The organism is Sinomonas atrocyanea, assembly GCF_030811715.1.
GTDB classification, from domain to species: domain Bacteria; phylum Actinomycetota; class Actinomycetes; order Actinomycetales; family Micrococcaceae; genus Sinomonas; species Sinomonas atrocyanea_A.
In genome coordinates, this window is sequence record NZ_JAUSRH010000008.1 from 1 (window position 1) to 17,511 (window position 17,511).

Annotated in this window: 16 protein-coding genes and 2 tRNA genes; 15 read left to right on the top strand and 3 right to left on the bottom strand. The window is 72.4% G+C overall.

What is annotated here, in order from left to right; all coding sequences use genetic code 11:
- Positions 1-19 precede the first annotated feature (19 nt).
- Positions 20-92: transfer RNA gene (locus J2W21_RS12915), tRNA-Gly, on the top strand.
- Between the two features lie 38 nt (positions 93-130).
- Positions 131-205 (top strand) — tRNA-Val (locus tag J2W21_RS12920).
- A 451-nt stretch (positions 206-656) separates the two neighbouring features.
- On the opposite strand, the gene zapE is transcribed toward J2W21_RS12920, so the two are convergent.
- Positions 657-1,691, bottom strand: coding sequence for a cell division protein ZapE (gene zapE, locus J2W21_RS12925; protein WP_307114916.1), 1,035 nt, complete (start codon positions 1,689-1,691; stop codon positions 657-659).
- 255 nt (positions 1,692-1,946) lie between these two features.
- Here zapE and J2W21_RS12930 point away from each other — a divergent pair, with 255 nt between their 5' ends.
- The 3 genes from J2W21_RS12930 (at position 1,947) to ybaK (ending at position 3,986) form a co-directional block, all read left to right on the top strand.
- On the top strand, positions 1,947-2,861 hold the full coding sequence (locus tag J2W21_RS12930) for a sulfurtransferase (RefSeq protein ID WP_307114917.1): 915 nt from the start codon (positions 1,947-1,949) through the stop codon (positions 2,859-2,861).
- 140 nt (positions 2,862-3,001) lie between these two features.
- Positions 3,002-3,475, top strand: a complete 474-nt coding sequence (locus J2W21_RS12935) for a SufE family protein (protein WP_307114918.1) — start codon at positions 3,002-3,004, stop codon at positions 3,473-3,475.
- A gap of 1 nt (position 3,476) precedes the next feature.
- Positions 3,477-3,986, top strand: a complete 510-nt coding sequence (ybaK, locus tag J2W21_RS12940) for a Cys-tRNA(Pro) deacylase (RefSeq protein ID WP_307114919.1) — start codon at positions 3,477-3,479, stop codon at positions 3,984-3,986.
- Positions 3,987-4,024: 38 nt separating this feature from the next.
- Here ybaK and J2W21_RS12945 read toward each other — a convergent pair whose 3' ends face one another.
- Positions 4,025-5,263: an alpha/beta hydrolase family protein gene (locus J2W21_RS12945; RefSeq protein WP_307114920.1), complete on the bottom strand. Its 1,239-nt coding sequence runs from the start codon at positions 5,261-5,263 to the stop codon at positions 4,025-4,027.
- Positions 5,264-5,407: 144 nt separating this feature from the next.
- On the opposite strand from J2W21_RS12945, the gene J2W21_RS12950 reads away from it, so the two are divergent.
- The 10 genes from J2W21_RS12950 (at position 5,408) to J2W21_RS12995 (ending at position 16,756) form a co-directional block, all read left to right on the top strand.
- Positions 5,408-5,899, top strand: a complete 492-nt coding sequence (locus J2W21_RS12950) for a hypothetical protein (RefSeq protein ID WP_307114921.1) — start codon at positions 5,408-5,410, stop codon at positions 5,897-5,899.
- A 14-nt stretch (positions 5,900-5,913) separates the two neighbouring features.
- On the top strand, positions 5,914-6,354 hold the full coding sequence (msrB, locus tag J2W21_RS12955; RefSeq protein ID WP_307114922.1) for a peptide-methionine (R)-S-oxide reductase MsrB: 441 nt from the start codon (positions 5,914-5,916) through the stop codon (positions 6,352-6,354).
- Between the two features lie 182 nt (positions 6,355-6,536).
- Positions 6,537-7,943, top strand: a complete 1,407-nt coding sequence (locus tag J2W21_RS12960; protein ID WP_307114923.1) for a DUF6421 family protein — start codon at positions 6,537-6,539, stop codon at positions 7,941-7,943.
- Positions 7,940-8,698, top strand: a complete 759-nt coding sequence (locus tag J2W21_RS12965; RefSeq protein WP_307114924.1) for an SDR family NAD(P)-dependent oxidoreductase — start codon at positions 7,940-7,942, stop codon at positions 8,696-8,698. Before J2W21_RS12960 ends, J2W21_RS12965 begins: the two co-directional genes overlap by 4 nt.
- Before the next feature lie 39 nt (positions 8,699-8,737).
- A complete protein-coding gene (locus J2W21_RS12970; RefSeq protein WP_307114925.1) occupies positions 8,738-9,832 on the top strand; it encodes a threonine aldolase family protein in 1,095 nt (364 codons plus the stop codon).
- A gap of 75 nt (positions 9,833-9,907) precedes the next feature.
- The gene (locus tag J2W21_RS12975) at positions 9,908-11,122 is read left to right on the top strand and encodes a zinc-dependent alcohol dehydrogenase (RefSeq protein WP_307114926.1); all 1,215 of its coding nucleotides are present in this window, start codon (positions 9,908-9,910) and stop codon (positions 11,120-11,122) included.
- A 93-nt stretch (positions 11,123-11,215) separates the two neighbouring features.
- On the top strand, positions 11,216-11,806 hold the full coding sequence (locus J2W21_RS12980; RefSeq protein ID WP_307114927.1) for a DUF3000 domain-containing protein: 591 nt from the start codon (positions 11,216-11,218) through the stop codon (positions 11,804-11,806).
- An 85-nt stretch (positions 11,807-11,891) separates the two neighbouring features.
- Positions 11,892-13,277: an HRDC domain-containing protein gene (locus J2W21_RS12985; protein WP_307114928.1), complete on the top strand. Its 1,386-nt coding sequence runs from the start codon at positions 11,892-11,894 to the stop codon at positions 13,275-13,277.
- Between the two features lie 108 nt (positions 13,278-13,385).
- Positions 13,386-14,600, top strand: coding sequence for a thiolase family protein (locus J2W21_RS12990; RefSeq protein WP_307114929.1), 1,215 nt, complete (start codon positions 13,386-13,388; stop codon positions 14,598-14,600).
- A gap of 8 nt (positions 14,601-14,608) precedes the next feature.
- Positions 14,609-16,756, top strand: a complete 2,148-nt coding sequence (locus tag J2W21_RS12995; RefSeq protein WP_307114930.1) for a 3-hydroxyacyl-CoA dehydrogenase NAD-binding domain-containing protein — start codon at positions 14,609-14,611, stop codon at positions 16,754-16,756.
- Between the two features lie 79 nt (positions 16,757-16,835).
- Here the strand turns inward: J2W21_RS12995 and J2W21_RS13000 are convergent, their stop codons facing one another.
- Positions 16,836-17,450: a hypothetical protein gene (locus J2W21_RS13000; RefSeq protein WP_307114931.1), complete on the bottom strand. Its 615-nt coding sequence runs from the start codon at positions 17,448-17,450 to the stop codon at positions 16,836-16,838.
- Positions 17,451-17,511: the final 61 nt, after the last annotated feature.

A 17,511-nucleotide genomic window follows, 5' to 3' on the forward strand; every position in this document is an offset into this window, starting at 1 on the left:
GGAGCAGCAGCTCCCCCACGCGGACGTAGCTCAGTTGGTAGAGCACCACCTTGCCAAGGTGGATGTCGCGAGTTCGAGTCTCGTCGTCCGCTCTCTTCCCCCCTGGGGGAACACAAGTGAACAGCCCCCCGGGCGATTGGCGCAGCGGTAGCGCGCTTCCCTGACACGGAAGAGGTCACTGGTTCGATCCCAGTATCGCCCACCACCGGCGCTCCCCCGCGGGGCGCCTTTCGCGTATCCCCTCCATCCTGCTGTCGGGCACCGGACCGCCCTCGACGTCCGCTGAGAGCGCAACGCCTTTCGCCGGCAACCGGTTGGAAAGCCCCTCCCGCGTGGCTACGATCGAGCACAGCAGGGGCGATCTGGCCCCGGAGGCAGGAAAGGAGGTGGCCGTGTTTCTTCTCGACGACATGAAGGGCAAGGCTGAGGATCCCACCAATGACAGGAGCGGCGACAGGCTCGCCGACCACGTCTCGGGAGTCCAGTAGGCCGCCTCGATCCTGTGAACGGCCTGGTCGGGACCGCGTCCCGCACCACAGCTGCTCCACCGGTCGAGCAATCGGCCTACGGCTGAGGGCCTGAGCCTCATCAGCCCGATCATCGTCACTGGGTGCCGGTACCGCCGCGAGGCGGGACCGGCACTTGGCGTCTGTGGGTCAGGACGGCTCGTGCGTCTGGCCCTCGCGGGCGAGAGCCGTCAGGCGCGAGACGGCACGGAAGTACTTCTTCATGTAGCCGCCCCCCATCATCTCCTCGGTGAAGAGCCTGTCGAACGGGACGCCGGAGGCCAGGATGGGCACGTCCCTGTCGTAGAGCCGGTCAGCGAGGACCACGAAGCGCAGCGCGGTCGCCTGCGACTCGATCGTGTGGACGTCCTTCCACACGACTCCGTCGATCCCGTCGATGAGCTGGCGGTACCGGCTGGGGTGGACCCCGGCGAGATGCTTCAGGAGGGCACCGAAATCGTCGACGGCGACCAGACCGCCGTCGAACTCCGCGTTCATCCGGGCGTCGAGCTCATGGTTCTCCAGCGGTGCCGGGGCGGCGGGAAGCCCACGGTGGCGATAGTCCTCCCCGTCGATCCGCACCACGTCGAACTGGTCGGCCAGCACCTGGATCTCGCGCTGGAAGTCGACCGCGGCGAATCTGCCCTCGCCGAGGGAACCCGGGAGGGTGTTCGAGGTGGCGGCGAGCTTCACGCCGGCGTCGGCGAGCTCACGCATGAGCCGGGACATGAGCACGGTGTCGCCGGGATCGTCGAGCTCGAACTCGTCGATGCAGACGAGCTTGTACGAGCTCAGGGCGTCGACCGTCTTGCGGAACGACAGCGCGCCGACGAGGTTCGTGTACTCGACGAACGTCCCGAAGGCCTTGGGGCCGGGGGCCGCATGCCAGAGCGAGGCGAGCAGGTGGGTCTTGCCGACGCCGAAGCCGCCGTCGAGGTAGATGCCGGCGCGGGTGGCCGGCTTGGAGCCGAAGAGCCGGGAGAGCAGGCCGCCGGCGGAGGCGCCGATCCCGTCGCCGAACGCCTCGAGCTCCTTCACGGCCGCGGCCTGGGTGGGCTGCGAGGGATCCGGACGGTAGCTCGAGAAGGACACCTCTCCGAACCGTGCGGACGGCCGCAGGCCGGTCAGGAGTTCCTCCACGGACACTCTGGGCGTGCGGGTGGTCAGGTGTTCGACAGTCGCCAAGGGTTCCGTCCGTGGTCAAGGGGTCGGTGGGCCACCGGCCAGCTTACCGCCGGAGGCTGCCGCAGGGGGCCACATGTGCCCAACCGCACAGCGAGGGCCGCCCGGGACCATGTTGCTCCACGTGACCTGCACACGCAGAGGCCCGCACGCTCCCCCGCGGGCGTGGCTACGCTGGTGGGGACCACTCAGGAGCGCGGCGGCCGCCGTTACGCGGACCGCCCGCGCGCCCTGGCTCAGCCGAGCGAAAGGCACACCATGAGCTACCCCGCCGACAGCAGCGACAAGTTCGCCGCATACGCCCACCCCGAGCGCCTCGTGTCCACCGAGTGGCTCGCCGAGCAGCTGGCCGCCGGTGCGGTCGGGACCGGCAGGCTCGCCGTCGTCGAGTCGGACGAGGACGTGCTGCTCTACGAGACCGGGCACATCCCGGGCGCCGTGAAGATCGACTGGCATACGGACCTCAACGACGAGGTCACGCGGGACTACGTGGACGGTGCAGGGTTCGCCGAGCTCCTTGCCTCGAAGGGGATCGCCCGCGACACCACGGTCGTCATCTACGGCGACAAGTCGAACTGGTGGGCCGCCTACGCGCTCTGGGTCTTCACCCTGTTCGGCCACGAGGATGTGCGGCTCCTGGACGGCGGCCGCGACAAGTGGATCGCGGAAGGCCGTGAGCTGACCACCGAGGCCCCGGTCCCCGCGCGGGCCGAGTACCCCGTCGTCGAGCGCAACGACGCGCCGATCCGCGCCTTCAAGGAGGACGTGCTCGCCCACCTCGGCAAGCCCCTCATCGACGTCCGCTCCCCCGAGGAGTACTCCGGGAAGCGCACCCACATGCCGGCCTACCCGGAGGAGGGCGCACTGCGCGGCGGGCACATCCCGACCGCGGCCTCCATCCCGTGGGCCCGCGCAGCCGCCGAGGATGGCACGTACCGGTCCCGGCAGGAGCTCGAGGCGCTGTACCTCGGGGAGGCGGGGCTCACCGCGGGCGATGAGGTCGTGGCGTACTGCCGCATCGGCGAGCGCTCGAGCCACACCTGGTTCGCCCTGAAGTACCTGCTCGGCTTCGACAGCGTGCGCAACTACGACGGCTCGTGGACGGAGTGGGGCAATGCGGTGCGGGTGCCGATTGTGAAGGGCGAGGACCGCGGTACCTGGCCGCTGAGCTGAGGCGCGGCGGCCCGGCCGCCCAGTCAGGGCGGCGGACGGACAGCACCTGCCGCTGAGCTGACGCAACCCGGTGTCACACAAGGCCCCGCCGACGGCGAACGCGCGCCGCCCGGCGGGGCCTTGGGCTTACGCTGGAGGGGATGAGCACGAACACCTTGCCCGCCGCGCTGGCGGAGATCGTCGAAGACTTCCAGGCCGTCGAGGAGCGCGAGCGGCTCCAGCTGCTGCTGGAGTTCTCCCAGTCGCTGCCCGAGCTGCCGGAGCGGTACCACGACCACCCCGAGATGCTGGAGCAGGTCGTCGAGTGCCAGTCGCCGCTGTTCATCTCGATCGAGACCGAGCAGGCTCCGGAGGGCACGCCGCCCTCGGCGGGCCCGGTGGTCCGGCTGTTCTTCTCGGCTCCGGCCGAGGCACCCACCACGCGCGGCTTTGCCTCGGTGCTCCACGAGGGCCTGGACGGCCTGACCGCCGCCGAGATCCTCGCGGTGCCGGATGACATGCCCGAGGAGCTGGGCCTCACACGCCTCGTGAGCCCGCTGCGGATGCGCGGGATGGCGGCGATGCTCGGGCGCATCAAGCGCAAGGTCCGCGGGGAGTGCCCGCTGGGCGCCTGACGTGGCGAAGAAGGCGAAGGACGGCCCCGGCACACCCGCCACCAAGGCCCTCGAGGCGGCCGGAGTGCCGTACACGGCGCGCGCGTACAGCCACGACCCGGCGGCGTCGAGCTACGGGGCGGAGGCCGCGGAGGCCCTGGGCGTCGATCCCGGCCGCGTGTTCAAGACCCTGATGGTGGACGTCGCGACCGGCAGCGGAAGCGCCCTCTGCGTGGCCGTCGTGCCCGTGACGGGGAGCCTCGACCTCAAGGCGGCTGCCGCGGCCTTCGGAGCCAAGAAGGCCGCGATGGCGGATCCGGCCGCGGCGGAGCGGCGGACGGGCTACGTCCGCGGCGGCATCTCGCCCCTCGGCCAGCGGCAGCCCTCCCCCACGGCGGTGGACGACTCCGCGCTCGCCCACCCGACCGTCCTCGTCTCGGGCGGCCGGCGGGGCTTCGACGTCGAGCTCTCCCCCGCGGATCTGGTCCGCCTCACCGGCGCAGTGGTCACCCGCCTGCGGACCGCGGACTGAGCTGCCCCCGCCGAGGGCCCGCAGCGGGGCGTGCGGCGTCAGGCGGCCCCACCGGGCGCCCGGCGCGGTGCGAGCACATCGGAGAGCCAGGAGCGCACCACGGACTCCCACCGCTCGGGGTCCACATTCCATTCCTTCGTGTGGCGGGCGTGCCGGAAGGTCTCGAGCGTGACCATCTCCGGGTTGCGCTTCGCGAGCTCGAGCGAGGGCCCCACCGGGACGAAGTCGTCGTCCACGCTGTGCAGGATCAGGGTCGGTGTGCGCAGCTCGACGGCACGGGTGACCCAGTCCATTGCCTTGAAGTCCAGCGGTGCGGCGAGGCCGGTGAGGCGTCGCCCCCAGGAGCGTCCGAGCAGCAGCTGGCCCAGCCGCCCGACCCGGGAGGGGATACGGTTGAGTCGGGCCTGGTAGGCGAGCACGTCGACCCAGTCGACGACGGGAGCGTCGAGCACGAGCGCGCGCACATGCTCGCGAAGGAGCGACGAGTCGGCGGTGAGCAGGCTGATCGCCCCGCCCATCGACCAGCCGAAGAGGACGACGTCCCGCGCCCCGGCGTCGAGGGCGTACTGGATGGCAATCTCGACGTCCCGCCATTCGGTCATGCCGAGGCCGTAGCGCCCGTCCGGGGTGGCCGAGGCTTCCCCGTCGTTGCGATAGGAGACCAGCAACGAGGGCATGCCCAGGGCCTGCGCCGTCGGGAGCGCGCGCAGCCCTTCGCCTCGGGTCGCACCCCGGCCGTGGACCATGATGGCCCAGGTCGCCCCGGGCGCCGGCACGTACCACGCGGGGCCGGGGCCGACATCGAGCGGCAGCACCACGTCCTCGTAGGCGAGGCCGAGGTCGGCGGGAGAGCCGTAGACGTACCCGCTCCAGCGAGCCCGGACCGCCGTGGTGAGGTCCCCGGAGTATTCGGCCAGGACGGGCCGCGTCACGGTCGGCTCCTCGGGCGCATAGTCGATCGGGGCTCCGAGGCGCACATGCCCGGCACCGCCGTCGAAGAAGAGGCTGTACTCCCCGTCCGCCCTCGTCTCGGGGGTCGCCCGCAGGATGACCCTGCGGGCGGAGCCCTCGCCCTGGACAGCGAGGACCTCCTGGTCCTCGGTCTTGACCCGTTCCGGAGTGACGATGCGCCGGGCGAAGTACGTCGCGAGCGCCGAGCTCGAGGCCGCGGCGGCCGAGGCGAGCCCGAGCACCGCGCCGGCCCCGGCGAGAGCCCACACCGCGCGGGGCAGCGGTTCGGACTCGGACGACGGCGCGTGGGCGGCTCGGGCGGGCATGCCCCCATTGTGGCAAAGGGGTCTGGAAGAACCTGTGAGGCAGGCCCGGGGCAGCCCGGCACGCGCTGCGGCCCCCTCCCGGCCCGGCACCGGCGCGCCCCGAGCCTCTCCCGTTCGCGGCGGACGCTGCCCTAGTCTGGGTCCATGAGCGCGCCGATCCTCATCCTGACCGAAGTCGCCTTGGGCCCGAGCGAGCGGAAGGCCATCGAGGGCCTCCTGAGCGGCGAGGCCGCGAGGATCGAAGTCCTCGTCCCCGCGGGGCGCAAGCGCCGCCTCGTGGTCGACTTCCTCGACCACCTGTCCATGCTCGAGTTCAGCAAGGCCGTCGAGGGGCTCTCCGACCAGCCCGCCGACCCCGCCGCCGAAAGGTCCGCCGCGCAGACCGCGCTCGACACCTCGCTCGCCGCGCTCGAAGGGCTCGGGGCCGAGCTCACGGGAAGCATCATCGACGGGGACCCCGTGCAGGCCCTCGCCGAGCGGGCCGCCGCGGCGGGCGCCGAGCAGGCCGTCGTCGTGACCCTCCCGCATGCGATCGAGGACACGTTCCACACCGACTGGGCCAACCTCGCCCAGCGCAAGCTCGGCATACCTGTGCTGCACCTGTACGCCGGAACGGGATTCATCGGGGACTCCTGAGCGTTGGAGTGGTCATGGACACCACCCACACCCCCACACCTGATCCGGGCCGGCCGCCGGCTGCCCTCACCGAGGACGAGTGGCGCGCCCGGCTCACCCCCGAGGAGTACCGCGTCCTGAGGCAGGCGGGCACCGAGCGGGCCTACACGGGCGAATACTGGGATACCCACACCCAGGGGTCGTACCGGTGCCGGGCCTGCGGCGCCGAACTCTTCACGAGCAGGACGAAGTTCGACTCGCACTGCGGCTGGCCCTCCTTCTGGGCCCCTCTCGCCGAGGACGCCGTGGTGTACCTGCACGACCGCACCCTGGGGATGGACCGCATCGAGGTCCGGTGCGCCACCTGCAACTCCCACCTCGGCCACGTGTTCGAGGGCGAGGGGTACGGCACCCCGACCGACCAGCGCTTCTGCATCAACTCCATCTCCCTGACCCTGGTTCCCGACGCGGAGTGAGGCGTCCGGAGGGCCGAGGGCGGGCCGGCCGCTGGCGAGGACCAGCGGGCGGCCCGCCTCGTACCTTGCGCAAGCCCACTGAGCACCAGAGTTTCTGATGCAAGACCGCTTCCAGACTCCTGCACAGCTGTTCCTCGCTACGCTCGGATCACACCCCGGCCCCGAGAGAGAGCGAGAGTGAGATGTCCGTCACCGCCGCCGCGACCGCCGTCGCGTCCACCCCGAACCTGCCCGTCCAGGACGACCCGGCGTGGCACGCCCTGAAGGCCGCGGCCGTCGAGCTCCAGGGGCTGCAGGCGCAGGACGGCTCGGTGCCGGACGCAGCGGACCATGAGCGGGCGGCCGCCCTCGTCGAGACGATCACGGCCGCCGTCGAGGCGCTCGCCCCGCGCTTCCCGCACGACGCCGACTACCTCCGCCTGCTCGGCGCAGACTTCCGCGCCTGGGCCTCAGCAGGCTTCGCGGTGCCCGATTTCCTGGACTCGCTGACCGCGTTCCAGCCGCAGCAGCACCGCGTGGACGGGCTGGCGCACCTGGTCGTCTTCCCCATGTACACCCAGAACGGCAGCCGCAACCGGTACGTCGAGGCCGTCCTCGTCGAGGTCGTCTGGCCCGAGTTCGTCGCCGAGCTCGAGGCCGGCGCGTACAGCAACGCCCTCTTCGTGCCGATCCGCTTCCTGGACTTCACGCCGGGCTACGCGACCAACTCCGCGGTGCTCTTCCCCGAGACCGTCGCCATGCGCGAGGTCCCGACCTTCACGTGGGGCGCCATCTTCGCCGACCGCGAGGCGGCCCGCTTCCGCCGGGTGCTCGACGCCGCGGCCAAGGTGACCAACCTCGAGCTGCCCGCGGACGCCGCCGAGCTCGTCACGGACCAGAAGCTCGCCCAGGAGACGTTCGTGATGTGGGACCTCATCCACGACCGCACCCACATGCGCGGCGATCTGCCGTTCGACCCCTTCATGATCAAGCAGCGCATGCCGTTCTTCCTCTACTCGCTCGAGGAGCTCCGCTGTGACCTCACGGCCTTCCGCGAGTCGGTGAAGATCGAGCGGGACGAGAAGGCGGCGCCCGAGGCTCGGCGGCACGCGAAGCTCGTCCAGTACGCCGTGATCTTCGACCGCATCTTCCGGTTCGCGATCACCGGCGGGCGCGTGCGCAACTACGACGGGCTCGGGGGCCAGCTCCTCTTCGCCTGGATGCACCAGCACCATGTCCTCCACTGGACGGACACCAAGCTGGCCATCGACTGGGACCAGGTGCCCGAGGTGGTCAGCGCCCTCGGCGACGCGATCGACGAACTGTACTGGCGCTCCATCGACCGCCCCAAGGTGGCGCACTGGCTCGCAGCGTACGAGCTTGTCGCCGGGACCGTGACCCCGCATCCGGCCTCAGTGTGGGCCAAGGGCCCCGACGCCCTGCCCCTGACCGGCACGCCGCGCGAGATCACCGACCAGGTCCTCGACGACGAGTTCCCGCTGTCCATGTTCTACGAGGCCCTGGAGAAGAAGATGCGCGCTGTCATCGACTCCACCGCCGGCATCACCGGCGAGACCGCCCTGCCGGCCGGCCCGGAGGCCGCCGCGTGACCGTCCCGCCGGAATCCGGCGCGCAGGGCGCGGCCGTGGTCGTCGCGGGGGCCACCTCGGCCTCCGGGCGGGCCGCGGTCCGGGCCCTGCGCGCCGCGGGCGCCACCCCGATCGCCGTCGGTTCCGACGCCGGCCGCCTCGCCGAGGCCTTCGGCGCACCGGGTGCGCACGACGCCGCCGTCCCCCAGCACGCGTGCGACCTCGCCGACTTCGCCGCCACCGAGCGGCTCGCGGAAGGGCTGCGGGCCCAGTTCGGACGGGTGGACGGCGTGATCCACCTCGTGGGCGGCTGGCGTGGAGGCGGCCCCTTCACCGAGCAGAGCGACGCGGACTGGGACTTCCTGGCACGGGGGGCGATCACTACCCTGCGCAACACCTCGAGGGCGTTCTTCGACGACATCGCCGCCTCCCCGCGGGGCCGGTTCGCGATGGTCTCCACGACGACTCTCGCCCGCCCGAGCGCAGCCAACGCCAACTACCAGGCCGCCAAGGCCGCCGCCGAGGCCTGGACCCGTTCCATGGCACAGGGCCTCGCACTGGGCCAGTCCCAGCGCAAGGAGGACCCCACGCCCCAGACGAGTGCCGCCGTCGTCCTCGCCGTGAAGGCCCTCCTCGACGACACGATGCGCGCCGCCGCGCCGGAACGGAAGTTCCCCGGCTACACGCACGTCGACGTCCTCGCCGCGCGCGCGGTGGCGCTCTTCTCCGAGGACGCGGCGCGGCTCAACGGCGCCCGCCTCGACCTGACCAGCTGAGCAACCGAAGACCCGAAACGAGTGCGCAATACTGTGAGTGTGACTTTCCCTTCCTCTTCCGTGCAGTCCCCCGCCGTGCCCGCGGGCTGGCCGCTCCACGACGCCGCCGTGCGGGGCTTCGCCTCCGACAACTACTCCGGCGCGCACCCGGAGGTCCTGGCCGCGCTGGCCGCGGCCAACGGCGGCCACCAGGTCTCGTACGGGCAGGACGAGTACACCGCCCGGCTGCAGGCCCAGATGGAGTCGCTGTTCGGCGAGGGCGTCGAGGCGTACCCCGTGTTCAACGGCACCGGGGCCAACGTCGTCTCGCTGCAGTCGCTCGTGCCCCGCTGGGGGGCCGTGGTCTGCGCGACGACGGCCCACATCAACGTGGACGAGAACGGCGCGCCCGAACGGGTCGGCGGCCTCAAGCTCCTCGGTGTCCCGACCTCCGACGGCAAGCTCACGCCCGAGCTGATCGACCGGGAGGCGTGGGGCTGGGGCGACGAGCACCGTGCCCAGCCGCTGGCCGTCTCGCTCACCCAGACCACCGAGCTGGGCACGCGGTACTCGGTCGGCGAGCTCCGGGCCATCGCCGAGCACGCCCACTCCCGCGGGATGAAGGTCCACATGGACGGGGCACGGCTCGCGAACGCCGCGGCCGGCCTCGGCGTCCCGGTGCGGGAGTTCACCTCCGACGCCGGGATCGACATCCTCTCCTTCGGCGGGACGAAGAACGGCATGCTCTTCGGCGAGTGCGTCGTGGCGCTCGACCCCGAGGCGGCCCAGGGCCTGACCTACCTGCGCAAGATGGACATGCAGCTCGCCTCGAAGATGCGCTTCGTCTCCGCCCAGTTCCTCGCCCTGCTCGAGGACGGCCTGTGGCTGCGCTCGGCCGCGCACGCCAATGCGATGGCCGCCCGCCTCCGCGCGGCGGTGGAGGGGCTCGACGGCGTCGAGATCACGCAGGCGACCGAGTCGAACGGCGTGTTCGCGATCCTGCCCGAGGGTGTGGCCGACCGCCTGCGCGAGCGGTTCCGCTTCTACGACTGGGACGCCGCCCGGCGCGAGGTGCGCTGGATGTGCTCCTTCGACACGACGGAGGACGACGTCGACCGCTTCGCCGAGGCCCTCCGGGAGGAGCTCGCGCGCTAGCCGCCGCGCGCCCGCGGCGAGGGCCCGGCCCGCGATCGGTTTGGGCCGGTCCGGGGCGTGGGTAGTAGCCGGAGCATGAAGGCAGTGGTCTGGCATGGCATTGGCGATATCCGACTCGACGACGTTCCCGAGCCCACCCTGAGGGACCCGCACGACGCGATCGTGCGGATCACCCGCTCGGCGATCTGCGGCACGGACCTCCACATGGTCCGCGGCACGATGCCCGGGATGCAGGAGGGCACGATCCTCGGGCACGAGGCCGTGGGGGTGGTCAGCAGCGTGGGCGACGCCGTGCGGGGCTTCAGCCCCGGTGACCGCGTGCTGGTCAACTCGACCATCTCGTGCGGGGCGTGCCGGTACTGCCGGATGGGGCGGACGGCCCAGTGCGACGTCGCGAACCCGAACGGCCCCCAGGCGGGAACGAGCTTCTTCGGCGGCCCGGGGATGACCGGGCCGGTGGACGGCCTGCAGGCCGAGTACGCGCGGATCCCGTGGGCGCAGAACACGATGCACCCGCTGCCGGACACCGTCTCCGACGAGCAGGCGATCCTGCTCTCGGACATCTTCCCCACGGGCTGGTTCGGCGCCGAGCTCGCCGGAGTGCGCCGCGGCGATGTCGTGGCGGTCTTCGGGGCAGGCATCGTCGGCCAGTTCGCCGCCGCCTCCGCCTTCAAGCAGGGCGCGGGGCGGGTGATCATGGTCGACGGCGAGGAGACCCGCCTCGCCGCCGCCCTCGCCCAGCACTGCGAGATCGTGGACTTCAACGCGGAGGATCCCGTCGAGGCCATCCGGGAGCTCACGAACGGGATCGGCGCGGACGCGGTGATCGACGCCGTGGGCGTCGACGCCGAGCGTCCCAAGCGGGGACCCGCGGCGGCGTCGGCGGAGCAGGCGGGGGCGTTCGACGACGAGGTGCGGCAGATCGCCCCGGACGCCGCACCGCGGGGCGATCAGTTCAAGCCCGGCGACGGCCCGTCGCAGGCGGCGCGGTGGGCGGTGGATGCGGTCGCGAAGTGCGGCCGGATCGGCATCATCGGCGTGTACCCGCCGCAGGTCGGGCAGTATCCGATCGGGCAGGCGATGAACAAGAACCTGACGATCCGGATGGGCAACTGCGACCACCATTCAGTCACCCCGCCGCTGATCGACATGGTGGCCGCCGGCCAGTTCGACCCGACCGCGCTCATCACCGAGCATGAGCCGCTGGAGTCGGCGATCGGCGCGTACGAGGCGTTCGACCTGCGCAAGCCCGGCTGGATCAAGGTCGAGCTGGCCGCGACAGAGGCGTGAGCCGGGGGGGCGGCCCGGCGCGGGCCGCCCCGTTCCGGCCGTCCCGGCGTGCCGTTCCCGCCCGGAAAAACAGCGTCAGCGTACTCTGGGACCGTGACCGCACTAGCACACCTGCCTGCGGACTTCTTGACAGCCCTCCGCTCGATGCGGAGTGCCACGGGCATGCTCCGCCAGGGAGACTTCCGCCTCGAGGAGATCCCGGCGCCCGCGAGGCTCGCCCCGTACGCCGTAGCCCTCGAGGCCGACGTCCGCGACGGCGACGAAGAGCTCGCCACCGGCCGCTTCATCCTGCTGCACGACCCGGAGCCCCCCGCCGTCTGGGAGGGCACCTTCCGCGTGGTGACCTACATCAGAGCCCAGCTCGAGCCCGAGATGGGCAACGACGCCCTCCTCGGATCCGTGGCGTGGACGTGGCTCGTCGAGGCCCTCGAGAAGCACCATGCCCGCTACACCGCCGCCGGCGGCACGGCCACCCGCGTCCTCTCGGAGAGCTACGGGACGCTCGCCGACCGCCATGACACGATCGACATCGAGCTGCGGGCCTCGTGGACCCCGGACGGCCCGGACCTCCGGGACCATCTCGAGGCGTGGTGCGACATGGTCTCGACCTTCGCCGGGATCCCGCCGCTGCCCGAGGGAGTGGCCGTGCTGCCGCGGCGCCGGCGCAGGGCCGATCCCCACTGAGCCGGTGTCCACTGGGCCGGTGTCCACTGGGCCGATGCCCCTCGAGGCGGGCCGCGGGAGACGGCGGCGATAGACTGGCGCCATCATGACCGCACAGCCCCACGACGCCACAGGGACGGGATCGGGCAGCGGACCCGATCAGGGCCCGGAAGCGACCCAGGTCCCCCCGCCCGCCACGACGACGCCAGAGAACATCCTGGTGGAAGGCTTCGGGGTCCCGGTCCCCGCGGTCATCCAGCTCGACGAGCCGCGCGACGGCGTCCCCCTCGTGATCTCCACGCAGGAAGGCCTCGAACGGGCCGCCGCCTCCCTCGCCCGGGGCACCGGGCCCGCCGGGGTGGACGCCGAGCGCGCCTCGGGGTTCCGGTACGGGCAGCGCGCCTTCCTGGTCCAGATCCGCCGCGAGGGATCCGGGACGTGGCTCATCGACCCCGAGCCGTTCGGAGACCTCGCCATCCTCAACGACGCCCTGGCCGGGGTCGAATGGATCATCCACGCCTCCACGCAGGACCTCCCCTGCCTCTCCGAGCTCGGCATGTGGCCCGACCGTCTCTTCGACACCGAGCTCGCCGCCCGGCTCGCAGGCCTCCCCCGCGTGGGGCTCGCCGCCGTCGTCGAGCAGCTCCTCGGCTTCAGCCTCGCCAAAGAGCACTCGGCGGCCGACTGGTCGACCCGGCCCCTTCCCGAGCCCTGGCTTCGCTACGCGGCGCTCGACGTCGAGGTCCTCGTCGAGCTGCGGGACGAGCTCGCCGACCTGCTCGAGTCCCAGGGCAAGCTCGGGTTCGCGGCGGAGGAATTCGCGGCGATCCTCGCCGCCGGCGTAGCCGAGCCGAAGGCCGATCCGTGGCGGCGCACCTCGGGGCTGCACCAGATCCGCGACCGCCGCCAGCTCGCCGCGGTGCGCGAGCTCTGGCTCGAGCGCGACGCGCTGGCCCAGAAGCGGGACATCGCGCCCGGCAAGCTGATCCCGGACTCGGCCCTCGTCGCCGTGGCACGGGCGATGCCCGCCACCGTCCCCCAGCTGCTGGCCACCAAGGGCTTCCACGGCCGCGCGGCCCAGCGCGAGGCGCCGCGCTGGCTCCGCGCCGTCGCCACGGCCCAGCACCTCGATGCGAGCGAGCTGCCGCCGCTGCACCTGCCGAGCTCCGGTCCGCCCCCGCCCCGCGTGTGGGACGACCGCGACCCAGAAGCCGCGGCCCGGCTCAAGGCGGCCCGGCCGCGGATCGCCGCACGCGCCGGGGAGCTCGCCATGCCCACGGAGAACCTCCTCACGCCGGACCACCTGCGACGCGTCGCGTGGCGGCCGCCCGAGCCCCTCACGCCCGACACGCTCGCCGACGCGCTGCGGGGTCTGGGAGCACGGCCATGGCAGATCACCGAGACGGTGCCGCTGCTCGTGGACGCGTTCCAGCACCCGCGCCCCCTCAAGGCCTCCGCGGGGGCAGAGGCCGCAGCCTCGGGGCAGGGCTGACACGGCCTCCTCGGGGCCGGCGGGGCGTCGCCGTTGCAGACCAAGTTACTGCTCAGTAACATGGCTGTGAGGGCGGTCACCGCCCGCCAGACATCCAAGGAGCTGCCCATGTCCAGCAGGCACATCCGGGACGTCGTCTTCGTCGACGGCGTCCGCACCCCCTTCGGCAAGGCCGGAGAAAAGGGGATCTACCACGGCACCCGCGCCGACGACCTCGTCGTGAAGACGATCCGCGAGCTGCTGCGCCGCAATCCGTCCCTCCCCGCCGAGCGCGTGGACGAGGTCTCCATCGCCGCGACCACCCAGACCGGCGACCAGGGCCTCACGATCGGGCGCACCGCCGCGCTCCTCGCCGGCCTGCCCCGCTCTGTCCCCGGCTTCGCGGTGGACCGCATGTGCGCCGGCGCGATGACCGCCGTGACCGCGACGGCCAGCGGAATCGGCGTCGGCGCCTACGACGTCGTGATCGCCGGCGGCGTCGAGCACATGGGCAACCACCCCATGGGACAGGGCGCCGACCCCAATCCGCGCTTCATGTCGGAGCGCCTCGTCGACCCTGCGGCCCTGAACATGGGCAACACCGCGGAGAACCTGCACGACCGCTTCCCCGCCATCACCAAGGAGCGCGCCGACGCCTACGCCGCCGCCTCCCAGGCCAAGCTCGCCGCCGCCTACGCAGACGGCAGGATCCAGCCCGACCTCGTGCCCGTCGCCACCCATCGCCCCGGCGAAGGGTTCGGCCTCGCGACCGCAGACGAGCCGCCGCGCCCCGGCACGACCGTCCAGGACCTCGCGACGCTGCGCACCCCCTTCCGGCCGCATGGGCGCGTGACGGCCGGCAACGCCGCCGGGCTCAACGACGGCGCGACCGCGTGCCTCCTCACCTCCGCCGAGACCGCCGAGGAACTCGGCCTCGCGCCGAAGATGCGCCTCGTCTCCTACGCGTTCGCCGGCGTTGAGCCGGAGGTCATGGGCATCGGCCCCGTGCCGTCCACCGAGAAGGCCCTCGCGAAGGCCGGCCTCACCATCGATGACATCGGCCTGTTCGAGGTCAACGAAGCGTTCGCCGTCCAGGTCCTGAGCTTCCTCGACCACTTCGGCATCGCCGACGACGATCCCCGCGTCAACCGCTACGGCGGCGCCATCGCCGTCGGGCACCCGCTCGCGTCCTCGGGCGTGCGCCTCATGACCCAGCTCGCGCGCCAGTTCGCCGAGGACCCCGGAGTCCGCTACGGCATCACCACCATGTGCATCGGCCTCGGCATGGGGGGCACGGTCATCTGGGAGAACCCCCACCACGCCGACTACGGAAAGGGCGAGTGAACACCGCCATGACTGCCCAGTCCACCTTCGACGCGTTCGAGGCGCTCGCCGCCCAGGTGCCCGACGAGATCGTCACGCGCTCCCTCGTCAACGAGGTCGAGGTCCCCGCAGGCGGCCGGTCCTTCCGCATCGCCCTCATCACCCTCGACAACGGCCTCGACCACACCAAGCCGACCACCCTCGGCCCGCGGACGCTCATCGAGCTCGGCCGCACGCTCGAGCGCCTCCGCGACCGGGCCGCCGCCGGCGAGATCGAGGCCGTCGCGGTCACGGGCAAGCCGTACTTCCTCGTGGCCGGCGCCGACCTCACGACCGTCAAGACGCTGCGCGATCCCGCCGCCGGCGAGCAGATGGCCCGTCTCGGCCACGCCGCCTACGACCTGCTCGCCGACCTCGGCGTCCCCACGTTCGCGTTCATCAACGGCGTGGCCCTCGGCGGCGGCCTCGAGATCGCCCTCGCCTGCACCTACCGCACCGTCTCGGGGGGCGCCCAGGGCATCGGCCTGCCCGAGGCCTTCATCGGCCTCGTCCCCGGCTGGGGCGGCGTGTGGCGGCTCCCCCGCCTCACCGGCCCGGAGGCCGCGCTGAAGGTCATGATCGAGAATCCCCTGAGCAACAACCGCACCATCGGCGGCCAGGAGGCCTACCGGCTCGGCATCGCGGACGCGCTCTTCGAGCCCGCCGACTTCCTCGAGCGCTCCCTCGCCTGGGCAGCGTCCGTCCTCGCGGGCCAGACAGCCGTCGAGCGGCCGAACGCGGTCGAACCCCGCACCGACCGCGCCGCGGCCGAGCGCTGGGCGGCGGCAGCGGAGGCAGGCCGGGCGTTCGTCGCCGCGAGGACCTCCAACGCCGCCCCTGCACCGGGCAAGGTCCTCGACGTGTTCGAGGCCGGCGCCACCGCGACCCAGCAGGAGTCGGCGGAGCTCGAGGTCGCGGCCCTCACCGGGCTGATGCAGACACCACAGTTCCGCGACACCGTCTACGCCTTCCTGGACCTCGTCCAGAAGCGCGCCAAGCGGCCCGCCGGCGCGCCCGACGCGAAGCTGGCCCGCCCGGTCACGAAGGTCGGCGTGGTGGGGGCAGGACTCATGGCCAGCCAGCTCGCCCTCGTGTTCGCGCGCCAGCTCAAGGTCCCGGTGGTCATGACCGACGTGGACCAGGCCCGCGTGGACAAAGGCGTGGGCCACGTGCACGGCGAGGTGGACAAGCTCCTGGCCAAGGGCAGGATCTCGCGCGACGCAGCGAACCGCACCAAGGCCCTCGTGAGCGGCTCCGTCTCGAAGGCCGAGTTCGCCGATGCCGACTTCGTGATCGAGGCCGTGTTCGAGGAGCTCTCGGTCAAGAAGCAGGTCCTCGCCGAGGTGGAGGCCGTGGTCAAGCCGGAGTGCATCCTCGCGACCAATACCTCGTCGCTGTCCGTCACGGCCATGGCGGAGGACCTCGCGCATCCCGAACGCGTGGTCGGCTTCCACTTCTTCAACCCCGTCGCCGTCATGCCGCTCATCGAGATCGTCCGGGCCCCCGCCACGGACGACGCGGTGCTCGCGACCGCCTTCGTCCTCGCGAAGGCGCTGAAGAAGACGGCGGTGCTCGTCAAGGACGCCGCGGCCTTCGTGGTGAACCGCGTGCTCCTGCGGCTCATGGGCGAGGTCACGGCGGCCTTCGACGAGGGCACGCCGGCCGAGGTCGCCGACAACGCGCTCGCTCCCATGGGACTGCCGATGCCGCCGTTCGTGCTCGCCGAGATGGTGGGCCTGCCGGTCGCCCAGCACGTCGCAGAGTCCCTCCACGCCGCGTTCGGCGACAGGTTCCATGTCTCGGCCAACCAGCAGGCGCTCATCGACGCCGGGGTGAAGGGCCTCTGGGCGACGGGGCCGGATGGCCGCCGCGAGATCCGGCCCGAGGCCCTCACGGTGCTCTCCTTCGGGGACGTCCCGTCCACGTCCGAGCAGGTCCTCGCGCGCTGCCAGGACGCCCTCGCAGAGGAGATCGGGCTCATGCTCGCCGAGGGCGTGGTCGCCGGTCCCGAGGACGTGGACCTGTGCATGATCCTGGGCGCGGGGTGGCCGATGCACCTCGGCGGCATCACGCCGTACCTGGACCGCGTGGGCGCCTCCGAGCGGGTCAACGGGAAGCCGTTCCACCGCGAATCCTGATCCGCCAAGGGCCTCACAGCCGTCCGCCAGAGACCCCGCAACACCGTGGTGCTGCGGGGTCTCCGGCGTGGTGGTGCGGTCAGGGCGGGGGGAAGCCCTCGGTCAGGAAGGCTCCCAGCCGCTCGTCGGTGCCCACGAGCGCGTCCGCGGCCGAGCCCGCTGCGAAGCAGAGGGCACCTGCCCACGCGCTGCGGACCACTGCGCCGCCGTGCGTCCAGTAGGACGCGACGCGCTGGCCGCCGGCCGTGACGTCGAAGCGTTCTGCGGCCACCGAGCGGCCGTCGGGGAGGTCGATGGGCTCGGCCGGATGCCGGCGGATCTCCGCGGGCGCGGGGAGCCCGTCCGGCGCCGCCTCCTCGACCCGCCGGTATGCGGCGCCGGCGCGGTCGGAAGCGGCCAGCTGGGCGACGAGCAGGTACTCCCCGCTCGCCGGAAGCGTGTCGGCGCCGAGCTCGGCCTCGTCGCGGCGCGCGCCCTCCTCGAGCCCGCCCGGCTCCTGGCGGTACCGGAAGGCGTGCCACGTCTCCCCGGACGGGGCCAGCCGCAGGAGGGACTCGGAGGCGAACAGGGTCCCGGCGCCGTCCTCGAACGCCACCCGCGTGGCGAGCAGCTCGCCGTCGAACGTCCGGAAGACCGCGCCGCGGTGCACACCGGCCACCCAGAAGCCCTCCCAGCGCTCCCACGCTGCGCCCACGCGTCCTCCTCCTGCTCCGGGGCCGCCGCCGAGCGGCCCGGAATCGACACTACCGGACCCC

Excerpts from the sequence above, each read along its gene's own strand:
- J2W21_RS12975 (WP_307114926.1), top strand. The coding sequence starts at position 9,908 with ATGAAGGCAGTGGTCTGGCATGGCATTGGCGATATCCGACTCGACGAC.
- J2W21_RS12930 (WP_307114917.1), top strand. The coding sequence starts at position 1,947 with ATGAGCTACCCCGCCGACAGCAGCGACAAGTTCGCCGCATACGCCCAC.
- J2W21_RS12945 (WP_307114920.1), bottom strand. The coding sequence starts at position 5,263 with ATGCCCGCCCGAGCCGCCCACGCGCCGTCGTCCGAGTCCGAACCGCTG.
- J2W21_RS12950 (WP_307114921.1), top strand. The coding sequence starts at position 5,408 with ATGAGCGCGCCGATCCTCATCCTGACCGAAGTCGCCTTGGGCCCGAGC.
- msrB (WP_307114922.1), top strand. The coding sequence starts at position 5,914 with ATGGACACCACCCACACCCCCACACCTGATCCGGGCCGGCCGCCGGCT.
- J2W21_RS12935 (WP_307114918.1), top strand. The coding sequence starts at position 3,002 with ATGAGCACGAACACCTTGCCCGCCGCGCTGGCGGAGATCGTCGAAGAC.
- J2W21_RS12995 (WP_307114930.1), top strand. The coding sequence starts at position 14,609 with ATGACTGCCCAGTCCACCTTCGACGCGTTCGAGGCGCTCGCCGCCCAG.
- J2W21_RS12960 (WP_307114923.1), top strand. The coding sequence starts at position 6,537 with ATGTCCGTCACCGCCGCCGCGACCGCCGTCGCGTCCACCCCGAACCTG.
- J2W21_RS12985 (WP_307114928.1), top strand. The coding sequence starts at position 11,892 with ATGACCGCACAGCCCCACGACGCCACAGGGACGGGATCGGGCAGCGGA.
- J2W21_RS12990 (WP_307114929.1), top strand. The coding sequence starts at position 13,386 with ATGTCCAGCAGGCACATCCGGGACGTCGTCTTCGTCGACGGCGTCCGC.